The organism is Pseudonocardia sp. N23 (genome assembly GCF_002583555.1).
Taxonomy (GTDB): Bacteria; Actinomycetota; Actinomycetes; order Mycobacteriales; family Pseudonocardiaceae; genus Pseudonocardia.
In genome coordinates, this window is the sequence record NZ_BEGX01000032.1 from 75410 (window position 1) to 91876 (window position 16467).

Here is a 16467-nt window from a genome sequence, read left to right on the forward strand (position 1 = left end):
AGAACCCGATGTCCGTCCTCACCCACTCCCGCCGTACCCCGTTGCTGCGCCGACTCCGGCGGTTCCTGACCGACGACGCCGGGATGTCGACGGTCGAGTACGCGATCGGGACGCTCGCCGCGGCAGCGTTCGCGGCGGTGCTCTACAGCGTCGTCAGCGGGGAGAACATCGTCACGGCGCTGACCGGGCTGGTCGAACGCGCGCTCTCCTCGACCGTCTGACCCACGCGAAGCGTGTCGACGACAGGGGCGCCGTGACCGTCGAGGCCGCGATCGCGCTCGGGGTGCTGGTCGTCGTGGCGCTGGCGGCGATGGGCGCGATCCTGGCCGTCGTCGCCGCCGTCCGGTGCACCGACGCCGCGCGGGAGGCGGCACGGCTCGCGGCCCGGGGCGAGCCCGACCGCGGCCGCGCCGTCGCCTCGCAGTTGGCCCCGCCGGGCGCGGTCGTCGAGATCGCATCCCAGGGTGACGACGTGGTCGCCTCCGTGACCGCTCCCGCCGTCCGCCCGTTCCCGCTCCGGGTCTCCGCCCGCGCCGTCGCCGCCACCGAGCCGGCCGGTCCACCGGCCGTCGAGCCGGGCGGCTCCGTCGAACCGGGCAGGTCCGTCGAACCGGGCAGCGCAACCGGAGTGAGTGGCGCGGTGGGAGTGGGTGGCGCGGCCAGAGTGGGTGGCGCGGCCGGCCGACTCGCCCGAACACTCCGCCGAGTCCGACACCGGACTGCCCCGGCGCCGCCGGAATCCGGTCCCACGTCGAACTCGGTGGATGGGCCGGCGGGCTCGGGCGGCAGCCGACGGCCGCAACGGGCCGGCCGGGTGGTTCCGGTCACCGCTCCTGCGTCGATCCCGACGGGAGTGCGAGCGCGGCGCGGTCCTGCGGCGGCGAGGACCGGATCGGGCCAGGACCGTGCCGGCAGGCGGCGGGGAGTCGACGACTCCGGTGTCGCCACGGTCCATGCCGCCCTGGCCGCGGTGCTCGTGCTCGGACTCGCGGTCGTCGGGATCGACCTCGGTGGCGCGGTGCTCGCCCGCCACCGGGCCGAGGCGGCGGCCGACCTCGCCGGCCTGGCCGCGGCCGGCGACGCCGCACTGGGTCAGGACGCCGCCTGCACCCGGGCCCGCACGATCGCCGCCGGCATGGACTCCACGCTGCGGCAGTGCGTACTCGACGGATGGGACGCGCTCGTCGAGGTGAGCACCCCCAGAGCCGCGGTGCTCGGCAACCCGGAAGCGCTGGGCAGAGCCCGCGCCGGACCCGCGTCACCACCCTGACCCCGGCGCGTCCGACACGACACGCCGAGCCGCACGAGCGCCGCGGGGATCCCGGCGCTGAGTGTCGGGGTATCCCGCCGAGGAGCCGATGACCGGCGCGGTCCACTCGGCCGAGGCATCACACCCGAGCGACCCACGCTCGACGACGAACGGTCGACAGCCGAGGACGAACGGAGTCGTACGTGTGTCAAAGACACTGTTTCCGCACGTCGGGCCCCGAGTGCCACCGAACAGCATCAAGACCCTCGCTCGTCGTTGCGCGTGCACCGATCGGCGACGACCGGTGGCGATGCCCGGTCGTCCCTGCCCTACTGGACCTGTCAGGGCGAGGCGGAATACACCGAACCCCGACGCCGAGCACGCTCCCCAGACAGCGGTGGGGCCGGAGCGCCTTCGAGCCGACCCCCATTCGGCTCCACCGCATTCAGGGCCGCTGCCGGCCGGTCCGGCCCCCGACGGGTCGGCCGGCAGCGGCCACCTCTTCCGGCGGCTCGTCCCCCGATCCTGGGGACCGGCGAGATGCCGCCCAGGCGGGTCAGCGGCGCTCGCCCACTGTGGCGGCAGCAGTCCGTCGTTATCGACCGCCGGGTGCCACGACGAAGTCGGCGCGGACTCGGCCTCGCCGCTGTCGCCTCGAAGACCCTCTCCGACCGCTGCACAGGTCCTCACCTCGCCGCACGGGTATCGCCACCTCCGGGGTGCGGGCTTCCAGCGCGACCACCGCGGCGGGCCGCCCGGAACCGGTGTCGATGTCGTCGATCGAGAGCACCGCCGTGGCCGCGCACGGGCCACCCCCATCGCGCAGGCTGACCGGTCCTGACCGTGGGCTGCAGACCGGCTGCGCGAGCACCCGGCTCAGCGCTGCCGGAGCGCCGCGACCACCAGGTCGAGCACGACGATCGCGCCGGCCTTGTCGAGCGGGTTGTTTCCGTTGCCGCACTTGGGCGACTGCACGCAGGAGGGGCAGCCGGTCCGGCAGCTGCACTCCTCGATCGCGGAGCGGGTGGCGCCGAGCCAGTCGGCCAGCACGGCATGCCCGCGCTCGGCGAGGCCCGCCCCGCCGGGGTGGCCGTCGTGGACGAACACCGTGGGCAGGCCGGTCTGGGGGTGCAGGGCTGTCGACATGCCGCCGATGTCCCACCGGTCGCAGATCGCGAACAGCGGCAGCAACCCGATCGCGGCGTGCTCGGCGGCGTGCAGGGCGCCGGGGATGCGGGCGGGCGGGATGCCGGCGTCGGCGAGGGCGGCGTCGTCGATCGCGTACCAGACCGCGCGGGTCTCGAGGGTCTGCTCGGGCATGTCCAGCGGCACGGTCTCGAGGATCCGGCCGTCGAGGGCCCGTCGTTGGTAGCCGACGACCTGCGTGGTCACCCGGGTCACCCCGAAGCTCACGGTGACGGCGCCGTGCTCGCCGCGGTCGATCTCGCCGACGATCTCGACGTCGGCCGTGGAGCGGGCGTCGGTGCGCCAGTCGGGGGTCTCGGCGTGGACCAGTGCGAGTCCGGCGTCGAGGTCGAGCGACTCGACGACGTAGCTCTCCCCGCGGTGCAGGTACACGGCGCCGGGGTGCGCGCTCGCGGGCGCGGAGCCGGCGTCGACGGTGCCGAGCATCCGGCCGGTGCCGGACTCGACCAGGGCGACCTGGCCGAGCCCGGAGCCGCGGATGTCGACCGACCCGGCAGGCATGTCCTGTGTCGACGGCCAGAACCAGCCGGTGGGCCGCCTGCGCAGGACGCCGTCGTCGACGAGCGCATCGAGGACACCGGCCGCGGGGGTGCCGGCGAAGACGCCGTCGAGGTCGGCCTCGGTGAGCGGCAGCTCGGCGGCGGCGCAGGCCAGGTGCGGGGCGAGGACGTAGGGGTTCGTGGGGTCGAGGACGCAGCGTTCGACGGGTGCGCCGAGCAGCGCCTCGGGGTGGTGGACCAGGTAGGTGTCCATGGGGTCGTCGCGGGCAACGAGGACGACGAGCGCTTCCTCCGCGGAGCGGCCGGCGCGGCCCGCCTGCTGCCAGAAGGAGGCGCGGGTGCCGGGGAACCCGGCGACGACGACGGCGTCGAGCCCGGCGATGTCCATCCCGAGCTCGAGGGCGTTGGTGCTGGCGACGCCGAGGAGCTCGCCGCAGGCGAGGGCGGCCTCGAGCTCGCGGCGTTCCTCGGGCAGGTAGCCGCCGCGGTAGGACTCGACCCTGGCGCAGAGGTCGGGGGCGGCGTCGGCGAGGAGCCGCCGGGCGCCCATCGCGGTGAGCTCGGCCCCGCGGCGGGACCGGACGAACGCGAGTGTGCGGGCGCCCTCGACGACGAGGTCGGCGAGCATCCGGGAGGCCTCGGCCCCGGCGGGCCTGCGGACGGGCGCGAGGTTCTCGCCGGTGAGCTCGGGCAGCAGCGGTGGTTCCCAGAGGGCGACGGTGCGCGCGGAGCGGGGCGACCCGTCGTCGGTGACGGCGGTGACGTCGCGGCCGGTGAGGACGGTCGCGAACGGTCCGGGATCGGCGACGGTGGCCGAGGCGAGCACGATCGTCGGATGCGAGCCGTAGCGGGCGGCGACGCGCAGCAGCCGGCGCAGCAGCAGGGCGACGTGGGATCCGAAGACCCCGCGGTACGTATGGCACTCGTCGACGACGACGTGGCTGAGCCGGCGCAGGAAAGTCGCCCAGCGGGCGTGCCTGGGCAGGATCGAGCGGTGCAGCATGTCGGGGTTGCTGTGGATCCAGCGGGCGTTGCGGCGGGCCCAGTCGCGTTCCTCGGCGGGGGTGTCGCCGTCGACGCAGGTGGCGCGCACGTCGGGGATGTCGAGGGCCTCGAGGGCGCGGAGCTGGTCGGCGGCGAGCGCCTTGGTGGGCGAGAGGTAGAGGGCGGTCGCGCGCCGGTCGGTGGCGAACCGGGTGAGGACGGGCAGCTGGTAGACCAGCGACTTGCCCGACGCGGTCCCGGTGGCGACGACGACGTCGTGGCCCGCGTGCGCGAGCTCGGCCCCCTCGACCTGGTGCGACCACGGCTGGTCGACGCCGGCGGTGCGGAGTGCGTCGACGACCGGGTCGGGAACCCAGACCGGCCACGGGACGGGCCGGCCGTGCCGCTGGTCGAGGCGGACGCTGTGGCGCAGCGGGCAGAGCGGGTCGCCGGGGACGGCCTCGGCTCCGGCGAGCACCCGGTCGAGGAGCCGGTCGCCGCGGCCGGGGCCGAGCAGCCGGTCGCCGGGGATCGCGGTGCCGGACAGCGCTGCGGTGGACGCGTCCGTCACCGACACGAGCGCCTCCTCCTGGTGCGATCCGGCCCGCCGATGCACGGCGCACCGGTCGAGGTTGGCACACCGGACCGACAGCCTGGCGTAGGCGCCCCGACAGGCCGTCTTGACCAGGGCGATTCCGATCTTGTGATCGAACCGTTACCACATCTGTGTCGTCGGACAACCCATAGCGGTGCAGATCACCCGGCCCACCTACACTGCCAACGCCCGGCGTCGCTGTCACCAGCGGTGACGGGGTGACGCCAGGGATGTCGTCCAGTTTGCGTTCCTGGCACCAGTGTCCGCACGATCCAGGAGAACGCATGCCCTCGTCCACCCTCGCGGCGATCGACCTCGCCGCGGGCGACCGCGTCATCGTCGGCGTGGTCGCGGTGGTCGCGCTCGCTGCCCTGGCCATCGGCTACGTACTGCTCCGGGAGGTTCTGGCCAACGGCCAGGGCACCGAGAAGATGCAGGACATCGGCCGAGCGGTCCAGGAAGGCGCCACGGCCTACCTCAATCGAATGTTCCGCACGCTCGGCGTATTCGTCGTGATCGTGTTCGTCCTGCTCTTCGCGCTCCCCGCGGACGGCTGGGGTGAGCGCATCGGGCGCTCCCTCTTCTTCATCGTCGGCGCGCTCTTCTCCGCGCTGATCGGCTACCTCGGGATGTGGCTCGCGACGCGCGCCAACATCCGCGTCGCCGCCGCCGCCCGCGAGCCGGGTGGTCGCGAGAAGGCGACCCGCATCGCGTTCCGCACCGGCGGCGTCGTCGGCATGTTCACCGTCGGCCTCGGCCTCTTCGGCGCCTCGGTCGTCGTGCTGGCCTACGCCGGTGAGGCTCCGAAGGTCCTGGAGGGCTTCGGCTTCGGCGCCGCACTGCTCGCGATGTTCATGCGTGTCGGTGGCGGCATCTTCACCAAAGCCGCCGACGTCGGCGCCGACCTCGTCGGCAAGGTCGAGCAGGGTATCCCCGAGGACGACCCCCGCAACGCCGCGACGATCGCGGACAACGTGGGCGACAACGTCGGTGACTGCGCGGGCATGGCCGCCGACCTCTTCGAGTCCTACGCGGTCACCCTCGTCGCGGCCCTGATCCTGGGCAGCGCGGCGTTCGGCCTGCAGGGCCTGCTGTTCCCGCTGATCGTCCCCGCGATCGGCGTGATCACCGCCGTCATCGGCGTCTACATCACCAAGGCCCGCCCCAACGAGGGCGGTCTGAAGGCGATCAACCGAAGCTTCTACATCTCGGCCGTGATCTCGGCGGTGCTGTGTGTCATCGCGGCCTACCTGTACCTGCCGGGTTCGTTCGGCCAGCTGGGCAGCAACGGCGCGGGCGTCCCCACCGACGCGTCGGTCGTGACCGCAATGGCCGGATCCGACCCGCGCCTGATCGCGTCGATCGCCGTGATCATCGGCATCGTGCTCGCCGGCATCATCCTGTGGCTGACCGGCTACTTCACGGGCACCGAGGACAAGCCGGTCAAGACCGTCGGCGAGTCCTCGCTGACGGGCTCGGCGACGGTCATCCTGGCCGGCATCTCGATCGGTTTCGAGTCGGCCGTCTACACCGCCCTCGTGATCGGTGCCGCGGTGTTCGGCGCGTTCGCGCTGGCGACGGCGTCGATCACGGTCGCGCTGTTCGCGGTCGCGCTCGCCGGTACCGGCCTGCTGACCACCGTCGGCGTCATCGTCGCGATGGACACCTTCGGCCCGGTCTCGGACAACGCCCAGGGCATCGCGGAGATGTCGGGCGACGTCGAGGGCGAGGGCGTCGCGATCCTGACCGAGCTCGACGCGGTGGGCAACACCACCAAGGCGATCACCAAGGGCATCGCGATCGCGACGGCGGTGCTCGCCGCGACGGCGCTGTTCGGCTCCTACCGCGACGCGATCACGCAGGCGCTGGCGAAGGCCGGCGCAGCGGCGACGGACGTGGGCACGGCGTTCGCGTTCGAGGTGTTCTCCCCGAACACCCTCGTCGGCGTGATCATCGGCGCCTCGGTCGTGTTCATGTTCTCGGGCCTGGCCATCAACGCGGTGACCCGCGCGGCCGGCGCAATCGTGTTCGAGGTGCGGCGTCAGTTCCGCAGCGACCCCGGGATCATGGCGGGGACGAGCCGTCCGGAGTACGGCCGCGTCGTCGACATCTGCACCCGTGACTCGCTGCGTGAGCTGGCCACCCCCGGCCTGCTCGCGATCCTCGCACCCGTCGCCGTCGGCTTCGGCCTCGGCGTCGGTCCGCTGGCCGGCTACCTGGCCGGCGCGATCGCCTGCGGCACGCTGATGGCGATCTTCCTCGCCAACTCCGGTGGCGCATGGGACAACGCGAAGAAGCTGGTCGAGGACGGGAACCACGGCGGCAAGGGCTCGCCCGCGCACGAGGCGACCATCATCGGCGACACCGTCGGTGACCCGTTCAAGGACACCGCCGGCCCGTCGATCAACCCGCTGATCAAGGTCATGAACCTGGTCTCGGTACTGATCGCCCCGGCGATCGTGGTGTTCTCGGTGGGCGAGTCGGCATCGCTGGGGCTGCGGATCGCGATCGCGCTCGTCGCGTTCGCGATCATCGTGGCGGCAGTCGTCGTGTCGAAGCGACGGTCGACGACGATCGCGGACACCCCCGTGGAGGAGCAGGTCGGCTAGTCCGTCCCGCGTCACCGCAGGTCACGACGAAGGCCATCCGCCCGCACGTTCGGGTGGGTGGCCTTCGTCGTGCCCGGGGGATGCCAGTAATGTCCGCTCGCCCGCGGCGCACCGAGCGTCGGAGTCCCCCGGAGGGTGTCGATGCGTCGTACGAGGTCAGGAACCTCGCTGCGACTGCGCACGCCCTCTCGCCGCCGCTCCGCTGCGCCGCCATTCCCACGAGAGAACCGGAGCATTCAGTGCGCCGTACCCCCCGATCCCTCAAGGTCTCGCTCGTCGCCCTCGCGGCGGCGGCGACGACCGTCCTGGCCGGCTGCGGCGGCCCCAGCGACGCCGATGTGAAATGGGTCGACGGCCTGTGTGGCTCGATCAGCACGTTCACCGAGGCGGTGCAGACACAGCCGAACTTCGACGCGTCGAACCCCGACGCCGCGATCCAGGGCCTCGAGGGCTACCTGGGCACGGCGAGCACCGCAGTCCAGGGCTCGATCGAGTCGATGGACAAGCTCGGCCCATCGCCGATCGACGGCGGCGATGCGGTCGTCACCCAGCTGAAGACGACGCTGACCTCGGTGAAGTCCTCGTTCGACCAGGCCCGCCAGAAGCTCGACGGCGTCGACACGAGCGACCCGACCGCGATCACGGGCGCGCTGACCGAGGCGCTGAGCCCGCTGCAGGAGCTGTCGAAGCTCGACACGAGTGGCCTGAACGGCAACGCGGACATCAACGCCGCTGCGTCGAAGGCCGCGAACTGCCAGAAGCTGCAGCGGCAGAACGGCTGACGCGGGGCGTCGACGGGCGGGCCGGGGGATCCCCGGCCCGCCCGCCCCGCGAGTGGGGGAGACTGGCGGACGGAGTGCCGTCGCTCGACCCCGTCAGGAGCCACGCATGCCGCGCCGCCCCACCTCGTTCCGCGCCGCCGTCGCGCTCGTCGCGCTGGCGTTCACGCTGCTGGTCGGGGGGTGCTCGTCGGTCGTGACGGGTGTCGCCTCGGCCGATCCGGCGCCGCGGCCGGCCGAGGGCGTGGGCGCCGACCCGGTGGCGTGGATGGACAAGGTGTGCGGGTCGTTCCAGCCGATGCTCGACGCGGCGCAGAAGACGCCGGACCTGGCCAACGCGCGTGACCTGCCGACGATCAAGAAGTCGTTCAGCGACTACCTGGGCGCGGTGCTCGCGGGGGTCCAGCAGGCCCGCTCGCAGCTCAGGGCCGCGGGCAAGGCGCCGGTGTCGGGCGGCGACGACGTGGTCGGCCGGATCGACGGCCTGTACGGGCAGTTCGAGACGAGCCTGTCGGAGGCGAAGACGCGGGTCGACGGCGTCGACCCGAACGACGCCACGGCGTTCCAGGCCGCGCTGACCGATGCCACGAACTCGCTGACGAAGCTGTCGCAGTCCGGCGGCGGGCTGGGCGACACGAAGCCGTTCATCCGGCTCAACCGCGCCGCGGACGCGGCGCCGAACTGCCAGAAGCTCGGCAGCCGCTGATTCCGATCGGGTAGCGAGACGCGCCGACCGGGTCACCGTCCGGCGACGCGCAACGACGACCCGGCGTGCCGCCCTGTTCTTGATCGAACAGATGTTCTACCGTGCGGCCCGTGGCTCAGCTGTCACTGTTCTCCGCGGAGGCCCGGCCGGTGCGGCGCACCGACCTGGCCGGGCTGCTGTGCGGGCCTGGCCGGATCGTACGGTTCGGCAGCGGCACGACGGCCCGGCTGAGCCTCGACGTGGCCGACGCGGTACGCGCACGCGCGGTGCGGGCGGCCGCGGCGGCGGCGGGGCTGCGCCTGGACGCCGACCCGGCCGACGACGGCTCGGTGGCGCTGCGCTCGGCGTTCCGCTGCGACCTGGTGTCGCTCGCCGCCGCCTGGAGCCGTGACGACGCGAAACACGTCCCGGACGACCTGCAGCTCGACGGTTCGATGCTGCGGCTGTGGGCGCTCGCTGCGGGCAGCCCCGACCAGCGCGGCGGATACCTGCTCGCGCTCGACCCGCAGGCACCGCACACCCACCGTCCACTGGCGGCCGCGGCGTACCGGGCCGGCATCTCGCCGGCCCGCGTCGGCGCCGACGACGCACCCGCCCTCCGGATCGCCGGGGCGGCCCGGGTGCGGCGTCTCGTCGAGCTCGTCGGGCCCACCCCCGAGCGCGTCCCGGCGACCGACTGGCCGCGGTGGTGGGGCCGGGCGTCGTGATCGTGGTTGACGACCTGGTTACGCTCCCGCTCGTCACCGCTTCCTGACGTGACAGATGCAACACGCCGGGTGAGTGTGCGAACGTGGCGGGCAGGACCGGTGTTGTAGGGATACTGGCGAACCTGGCCCCGCAACCGGGATCAGGGCGACCGAGCGGCCGGATCGACGGCCGACGGACGCGACGCGATCGGCGTCGGGTCCGGCGACGATGGAGTAGGACCAAGTGGCAACCCGAACGACGCGTTCGAAGGCAGGGGCCGACGACGACTCCGCCCCCGCCGCGGGCGGCAGCCGGCGCACCGGCACCCCTGCGGCGACGACGACGGGTCGTCCGACCCGGCGGCTCGTGATCGTCGAGTCGCCGACCAAGGCCAAGAAGATCGCGCCCTATCTGGGCAAGAACTATGTCGTCGAGTCGTCCGTCGGGCACATCCGCGACCTGCCGCGCGGCGCCGCCGACGTGCCCGCCAAGTACAAGGGCGAGTCATGGGCCCGCCTCGGCGTGGACGTCGACCACGAGTTCGCACCGCTCTACATCGTGACGCCGGAGAAGAAGAGCAAGGTCTCCGAGCTGCGCGAGGCGCTCAAGTCGGTCGACGAGCTACTGCTCGCGACGGACCCCGACCGCGAGGGCGAGGCCATCGCCTGGCACCTGCTCGACACCCTGAAGCCGACGGTCCCCGTCCGCCGGATGGTCTTCCACGAGATTACCGAGGCGGCCATCCTCGCGGCGGCCGAGAACCTGCGGGACCTGGACCAGGACCTGGTCGACGCACAGGAGACACGCCGCATCCTCGACCGGCTCTACGGCTACGAGGTCTCCCCCGTGCTGTGGAAGAAGGTCATGCCGAAGCTGTCGGCGGGCCGGGTGCAGTCGGTCGCGACGCGGCTGATCGTGCAGCGCGAGCGGGAGCGGATGGCGTTCGTCTCCGCCTCGTACTGGGACATCGCGGCGACGCTCGACGCCGGCGCCGATGCGACCCCGCGCTCGTTCGGTGCGCGCCTGGTGGCCGTCGACGGCAACCGGGTGGCGACGGGCCGCGACTTCGGGGCCGACGGCAGGCTGAAGTCCGACGCGCGCCCGCTCGACGAGGCGAGCGCCCGCCGGCTCGCCGAGTCGCTGCAGGGTGCCGACCTGACGGTCTCGTCGGTCGAGTCGAAGCCCTACACGCGCAAGCCGTACCCGCCGTTCATGACCTCGACGCTGCAGCAGGAGGCGGGCCGCAAGCTTCGGTTCTCCGCCGAGCGCACGATGCGCACCGCGCAGCGGCTGTACGAGAACGGCTACATCACCTACATGCGTACCGACTCGACGACGCTGTCGGCGTCGGCGATCGATGCCGCCCGGGCCCAGGCCCGTGAGCTCTACGGCGACGCGTACGTCTCGCCGCAGCCGCGGCAGTACACCCGCAAGGTCAAGAACGCCCAGGAAGCTCACGAGGCGATCAGGCCGTCCGGTGAGACGTTCCGCACTCCCGGTGCGATCGCCCGGGAGGTCGACGGCGACGACTTCCGCCTCTACGAGCTGATCTGGCAGCGCACCGTGGCCTCGCAGATGGCCGACGCGCGGGGCACGACGATGAGCGTCCGGATCATCGGCACCGCCGCGACGGGCGAGGAGGCGACGTTCGCCGCCTCGGGCCGCACGATCACCTTCCCCGGCTTCCTGAAGGCCTACGTCGAGACCCTCGAGGACGGCAGCGACGGCCAGGCCGACGACGCCGAGTCGCGGCTGCCGAACCTCACCGAGGGCGCGGGCGTCACCGCGACCGAGCTGAAGCCGGACGGCCACTCGACGAACCCGCCGGCCCGCTTCACCGAGCCGAGCCTGGTGAAGCAGCTCGAGGAGCTGGGCATCGGCCGCCCGTCGACGTACGCGTCGATCATCAAGACGATCCAGGACCGCGGCTACGTCTGGAAGAAGGGCTCCGCCCTCGTCCCGTCGTGGGTGGCGTTCTCGGTGATCGGACTGCTGGAGCACCACTTCGGCCGCCTCGTCGACTACGACTTCACCGCCGCGATGGAGGACGAGCTCGACGCGATCGCGTCGGGCAACGACTCGCGCACCGCCTGGCTGACAGGCTTCTACTTCGGTGCGGCGCAGGGCAGCGAGGGCTCGGTGGCCCGCGCGGGCGGACTGAAGAAGCTCGTCGGGGTGAACCTCGAGGAGATCGACGCCCGCGAGGTCAACTCGATCCCGATGTTCGCCGACTCCGAGGGCCGCGACGTCGTCGTGCGCGTCGGCCGCTACGGGCCGTACCTGGAGCGGATGGTCGACGACGCGTCGCAGCGGGCGAACCTCCCCGAGGAGCTGCCCCCCGACGAGCTGACCGCCGAGATCGCCGAGCAGCTGTTCTCGGTGCCGCAGGAGGGCCGCTCTCTGGGCACCGACCCGGTGACGGGGCACGAGATCGTCGCCAAGGAGGGCCGTTTCGGTCCCTACGTGACGGAGATCCTGCCCGAGCCGGAGGCGCCCGCCGCGGGCACGACGCCCCGGAAGAAGGCACCGGCCAAGCCGAAGCCGCGCACGGGTTCGTTGCTGAAGACGATGAGCGTCGAGTCGGTGACCCTCGAGGACGCGCTGCGGCTGCTGTCGCTGCCACGGCTGGTCGGGGCCGACCCGGAGAGCGGCGAAGAGATCACCGCGCAGAACGGTCGCTACGGGCCGTACCTGAAGAAGGGGACGGACTCGCGGTCGCTCACCGACGAGGAGCAGATGTTCACCGTCACCCTCGAGGAGGCGCTGGAGATCTACAAGCAGCCCAAGCAGCGTGGCCGGCGGACCGCTGCGGCCACGCCGCCGCTGCGTGAGCTGGGGAACGACTCGGCGACCGGCAAGCCGATGGTGATCAAGGACGGCCGTTTCGGCCCGTACGTCACCGACGGTGAGTCGAACGCGTCGCTGCGCAAGGGCGACAGCGTCGAGGAGATCACCGACGAGCGCGCGTCGGAGCTGCTGGCCGAGCGCCGGGCGAAGGCCCCGGTGAAGAAGGCCCCGGTCCGCCGCAAGACGGCCGCCGCCTCCAAGACGACGACCACCAAGGCGGCCGCGGCGAAGACGACGGCGGCGGCCAAGAAGGCCCCGGCACGCCGCCGGACCACCGCGGAGTCCTGAGGGACTCCGCCCTGCAGGACGACGCCGTTCTGCAGGAGCGGCACTTTCCTGCAGCTGGGCTGCCGGATGGCGCCGTTCCTGCGGAACCCGCGCGTCCCTGCCGCCGAGCGGTTCAGGCGAGCAGGGCCTTGACAGCTGCGGCCACCCGGCCGCCGTCGGCGCGGCCCGCTGCGGCGGCGTTGGCCTTCTTCATGACCTGACCCATCTGCCGCTGGCCCGGGGCCTCGCCGAGCTCGGCGGTGGTCTCGTCGACGGCGGTGCGCGCGATGGCGGCCAGCTCGTCGTCGGTGAGCTGCGTGGGCAGGTAGCCGGCGAGGACCTCGCCCTCGGCGATCTCCTGCGCCGCGAGCTCCGTGCGCCCCGCACCGGCGAACGCCTCGGCCGACTCGGCGCGCTTCTTCGCCTCCTTGGCGATGACCTTGAGCACCTCGTCGTCGCTCAGCTCACGAGCGGTGGTGCCGGCGACCTCGGCCGTGCCGATCGCCGTCAGCGTCATCCGAAGGGTGCGCTTGACCAGCTCGTCGCGAGCCTTCATGGCGGCCGTCAGGTCGTCACGGAGGCGCTGCTTGAGTTCGCTCACGCGCGTGAACGTACCCTGCATCGTGTGAAGAGCTGGGCGCGAATCGCACTCGGGGCGACGACGACCGGGGCCGCCACGCTGGCGTACGCGGCGGGCGTGGAGCGGCGCCGCTGGACGCTGCGGGAGGCCACCCTGCCGGTACTGGCGCCGGGCAGCCGGCCGATCCGCATCCTGCACGTCTCCGACCTGCACATGACCCCGGGCCAGACGTCCAAGCAGCGCTGGGTCGCGGAGCTGGCGTCGCTGGAGCCCGACCTCGTCATCGACACGGGCGACAACCTGGGCCACGAGAAGGCCGTGCCGAACGTGGTGGCCGCGCTGGGCCCGCTGCTGGAGCGGCCGGGCGCCTTCGTCTTCGGCAGCAACGACTACTTCGGCCCGACGCCCAAGAACCCGGCCCGCTACCTGGGCCGCAACGAGAAGCGCATCCACGGCGACCCGCTGCCCTGGCGCGACCTGCGCGCGGCGCTGATCGAGCGCGGCTGGGCCGACGCCACCCACACCCGGGTGCCGCTGACGGTCGACGGGGTGCGGATCAGCGTCGCGGGCGTCGACGACCCGCACCTGGGGCTGGACCGCTACCCGCGGGTCGCCGGCCGGGTCGACGACGTCGACCTGCGCCTGGGTCTCACGCACTCGCCCGAACCCCGGGTGCTCGACGGCTTCGCCTCCGACGGCACCGACCTCGTCCTCGCCGGGCACACGCACGGCGGGCAGCTGCGCATGCCGGGCGTGGGTGCGATCGTCACCAACTGCGGGATCGACCGGTCCCGTGCCCGTGGTGCGTCCCGCTGGGGCTCGCACACCTGGCTGCACGTCTCGGCGGGTCTGGGCACGTCGCCGTGGGCCCCGGTGCGGTTCGCGTGCCCCCCGGAGGCGTCGTTGCTGACGCTCGTGGCACGTCCCGCGGTCCGTGCGGCGCAACAGGGAACCCCCGCGTCGGCGGCTGTGGACGTCAGGTAGAGTTCACAGCGGCTCGCAGCGAGTTGGCGGGCAATCGGGGTGTGGCGCAGCTTGGTAGCGCGCTTCGTTCGGGACGAAGAGGTCGCAGGTTCAAATCCTGTCACCCCGACCAGAAATCCCAGTTCAGGGCCGGTTACTCCAGACGGAGGACCGGCCCTGAACTCGTTTCCCGGGTCTTCTGGGAGACGATCGTGAATACGATGCTCTCCCCCGAGCTTCAGCCGCGCGCGCCGAGGAGGGCGTCGAGACGAAGAGTTCCGCTTCGCGAACACCTACCGCTCGAGCGAAGCACTCAAGAGTTCTCGCGAGGACCACGCGCGTGACCGCTGCCGGGACGCGCGGAACGCGACCCGGTGGATCAAGATGCCCAGGGTGGTCGCGTTGATCTTGCTCCGTTCGTCTTCCTTTGGCGTAGCGCTCATACCGAGCTTGGCGTCGTGGCGTGCTGATCGGAGCTACACCGATGTTCCTGGAGTCCGGCTACCGGCGGAGAATGCCGTGCTCGGTGGCGAGGGCGACGGCAGCGGTACGGGAGTCGACGCCGAGCTTGGCGTAGATGTGGACGAGATGGGACTTGACCGTGGCCTGGCTGAGGTAGAGCCGCTTGCTGATGTCATGGTTGGACAGACCCTGCCCCACGAGATCGAGGACCTCGATCTCACGGCGGCTCAACGCGACGGATGGGCTGCGCATCCGGTTCATCAGACGTGCAGCCACGGTGGGGGCGAGGGCGGACCGGCCCGCCGCCGCTGCGCGGACGGCGGCACCGAGCTCGTCGGGTGGTGCGTCCTTGAGCAGGTACCCGGTGGCTCCGGCCTCCACCGCCGCGATGATGTCGGCGTCGCTGTCGTAGGTGGTGAGGACCAGGACCCGAGGGGCCCCCGGCTGAGCGAGGATCGCCGCGGTGGCCTGGTCACCGGACATTCCGTCGCCGAACTGCAGGTCCATCAGGACGACGTCGACATCGCCCGCCGCGGCGGCGGACACGGCCTGTTCGGCGGTGGCCGCCTCCGCGACGATGGTGAAGTCGGGCTCGGTCTCCAGGACCGCACGAAGGCCGCGTCGCACGATCGGATGGTCATCGGCGAGCAGCAAGCGGATCTGCGTCGTCACAGCGGAACGGATTCCTGAGCTGCTTCCGGAGCCGAGTCGGCAGCGCGGAGCGGGAAGCCCACGGCGACCGCGGTGCCCTCCCCGGGTGCTGACTCGACGGTGAGCGTGCCGTCGAGCGCACGAGCCCGCCCACGCATGGCGGCGAGCCCGAACCCGCCGTCGGTTCGGCCAGGGACCGGGCGCTGTGTCGGGTCGAACCCGACTCCATCGTCGACCACGTCGAGCGCGACTCCGGAGTCCATGTAGGTCAATGTGACCTCCGCCCGGGTCGCCCGAGCGTGCTGGACGGTGTTGGCGAGTGCCGCCTGCGCTATTCGCAGGATCGCGACCTCGTACGGGACCGGGAGCCGGAACCCCGCACCGCTGAGGTGAAAGTGCACGACGAGGCCGGACCGGACGGTCGTGGTCTCGCAGAGCCGGGCGAGGGCGGCGGACAAGGAGTCGCCTTCGAGCCCGGGCGGTGCGAGAGCGTGTACGAAGCGGCGGGCTTCGGCGAGGTTCTCCCGCGCCGCGATCCGCGCCTGTTCGACGTGGACGGCCGCCATCTCCGGGTTCCCCGGCAGAGCACGCTCGGCGGCACGCAGGAGCAGCTGGATGCTCGACAGACCTTGGGCGAGGGTGTCGTGGATCTCCCGGGCGAGCCGTTCGCGCTCGGTCGAGACGCCCGCGGCCCGCTCGGCAGCGGCGAGCTCGTTACGGGTCTCGGTGAGCTCTTCGATCAACAATGCCCGCTGTGTGCTCTGCCGGTACAACGCCTGGTAGCCCAGCGCAGTCGCCACCGCGACCGCCGCGCCGATCGTCGGCCCGATCACGGCTGCCGGACCGAGCGTCCCCTGATGGAAGGCGAAGCCGCCGACCGCCATGACCAGGATGACGCCGACCGCCGCCAGACCCCACCTGACCGGGAGCAGGTGCAGCTGCAGGAAGAACAGCGGGAAGGCGAGCCAGACCCCGTCCGGCGTCGACACCAGCAACAGCAGCCAGGCGACGGTCAGCACGGCCAGCCACCACGCGGACGACGCCGTCGACCGGCCCACCGACGGCACGAGCTGCCCGCCCAGGTAGACCAGGCCGACGAGCACCGCGAGTGCGACCACCACGGGCCGGTCGGTCGTACCGGCCACGACGCTGCGCACGACGACAAGCGTGAGCAGCCCGATGACCAGGGCGTGCAGGCACCCGCGCACGAGTCGGAGCGGGCGGTCCAGCACGGGGGGGTTCATGGCTGTCCCAGGGTAGCTCCGGCCAGGGCGCCGTCATCGATCGAAAGGTGGAGCCGCGGCCGCCTCCTTCGATACCGGCCGGCCGTTCCGCCGTGCGATGGCGTGGGTGCCCACCCCGATGAGACTGAGAGCCGAAGG

At 72.4% G+C, this 16467-nt stretch carries 12 protein-coding genes and 1 tRNA gene; 9 read left to right on the top strand and 4 right to left on the bottom strand.

Annotated features, from left to right (window positions below; translation table 11 throughout):
- The first annotated feature begins 8 nt into the window (after positions 1-8).
- Positions 9-221, top strand: coding sequence for a DUF4244 domain-containing protein (locus TOK_RS11205; protein ID WP_098957767.1), 213 nt, complete (start codon positions 9-11; stop codon positions 219-221).
- A 32-nt stretch (positions 222-253) separates the two neighbouring features.
- Positions 254-1270 carry an Rv3654c family TadE-like protein gene (locus TOK_RS34000; RefSeq protein ID WP_253258319.1) on the top strand — a complete coding sequence of 339 codons (1017 nt, stop codon included), beginning with the start codon at positions 254-256 and terminating at the stop codon, positions 1268-1270.
- 855 nt (positions 1271-2125) lie between these two features.
- Here TOK_RS34000 and TOK_RS11220 read toward each other — a convergent pair.
- Complete coding sequence (locus TOK_RS11220; RefSeq protein ID WP_098957825.1) at positions 2126-4516, bottom strand: DEAD/DEAH box helicase; 2391 nt, start codon at positions 4514-4516, stop codon at positions 2126-2128.
- Between the two features lie 302 nt (positions 4517-4818).
- On the opposite strand from TOK_RS11220, the gene TOK_RS11225 reads away from it, so the two are divergent.
- The 5 genes from TOK_RS11225 (at position 4819) to topA (ending at position 12450) form a co-directional block, all read left to right on the top strand.
- On the top strand, positions 4819-7143 hold the full coding sequence (locus TOK_RS11225) for a sodium-translocating pyrophosphatase (protein ID WP_098957768.1): 2325 nt from the start codon (positions 4819-4821) through the stop codon (positions 7141-7143).
- A gap of 239 nt (positions 7144-7382) precedes the next feature.
- Positions 7383-7925 (top strand): hypothetical protein, encoded by a 543-nt coding sequence (locus tag TOK_RS11230; protein WP_098957769.1) that lies wholly within the window; start codon positions 7383-7385, stop codon positions 7923-7925.
- 106 nt (positions 7926-8031) lie between these two features.
- Positions 8032-8628 (top strand): hypothetical protein, encoded by a 597-nt coding sequence (locus TOK_RS11235; RefSeq protein ID WP_098957770.1) that lies wholly within the window; start codon positions 8032-8034, stop codon positions 8626-8628.
- 110 nt (positions 8629-8738) lie between these two features.
- Positions 8739-9335 (top strand): hypothetical protein, encoded by a 597-nt coding sequence (locus tag TOK_RS11240; RefSeq protein WP_098957771.1) that lies wholly within the window; start codon positions 8739-8741, stop codon positions 9333-9335.
- Positions 9336-9558: 223 nt separating this feature from the next.
- On the top strand, positions 9559-12450 hold the full coding sequence (gene topA / locus TOK_RS11245) for a type I DNA topoisomerase (RefSeq protein ID WP_374754885.1): 2892 nt from the start codon (positions 9559-9561) through the stop codon (positions 12448-12450).
- Positions 12451-12562: 112 nt separating this feature from the next.
- Here topA and TOK_RS11250 read toward each other — a convergent pair whose 3' ends face one another.
- Positions 12563-13030, bottom strand: a complete 468-nt coding sequence (locus TOK_RS11250) for a GatB/YqeY domain-containing protein (protein ID WP_098957772.1) — start codon at positions 13028-13030, stop codon at positions 12563-12565.
- Positions 13031-13054: 24 nt separating this feature from the next.
- Between TOK_RS11250 and TOK_RS11255 the strand changes: the two genes are divergently transcribed.
- Both TOK_RS11255 and TOK_RS11260 read left to right on the top strand, forming a co-directional pair.
- Positions 13055-13993: a metallophosphoesterase gene (locus TOK_RS11255; protein WP_098957773.1), complete on the top strand. Its 939-nt coding sequence runs from the start codon at positions 13055-13057 to the stop codon at positions 13991-13993.
- Positions 13994-14028: 35 nt separating this feature from the next.
- Positions 14029-14105: transfer RNA gene (locus tag TOK_RS11260), tRNA-Pro, on the top strand.
- 368 nt (positions 14106-14473) lie between these two features.
- Here the strand turns inward: TOK_RS11260 and TOK_RS11265 are convergent.
- Positions 14474-15106 carry a response regulator transcription factor gene (locus tag TOK_RS11265; RefSeq protein ID WP_098957774.1) on the bottom strand — a complete coding sequence of 211 codons (633 nt, stop codon included), beginning with the start codon at positions 15104-15106 and terminating at the stop codon, positions 14474-14476.
- Entirely contained in the window at positions 15103-16329 is a 1227-nt protein-coding gene (locus tag TOK_RS11270) for a sensor histidine kinase (protein WP_098957775.1), read from the bottom strand. The genes TOK_RS11265 and TOK_RS11270 overlap by 4 nt, the downstream gene beginning before the upstream one ends.
- Positions 16330-16467: the final 138 nt, after the last annotated feature.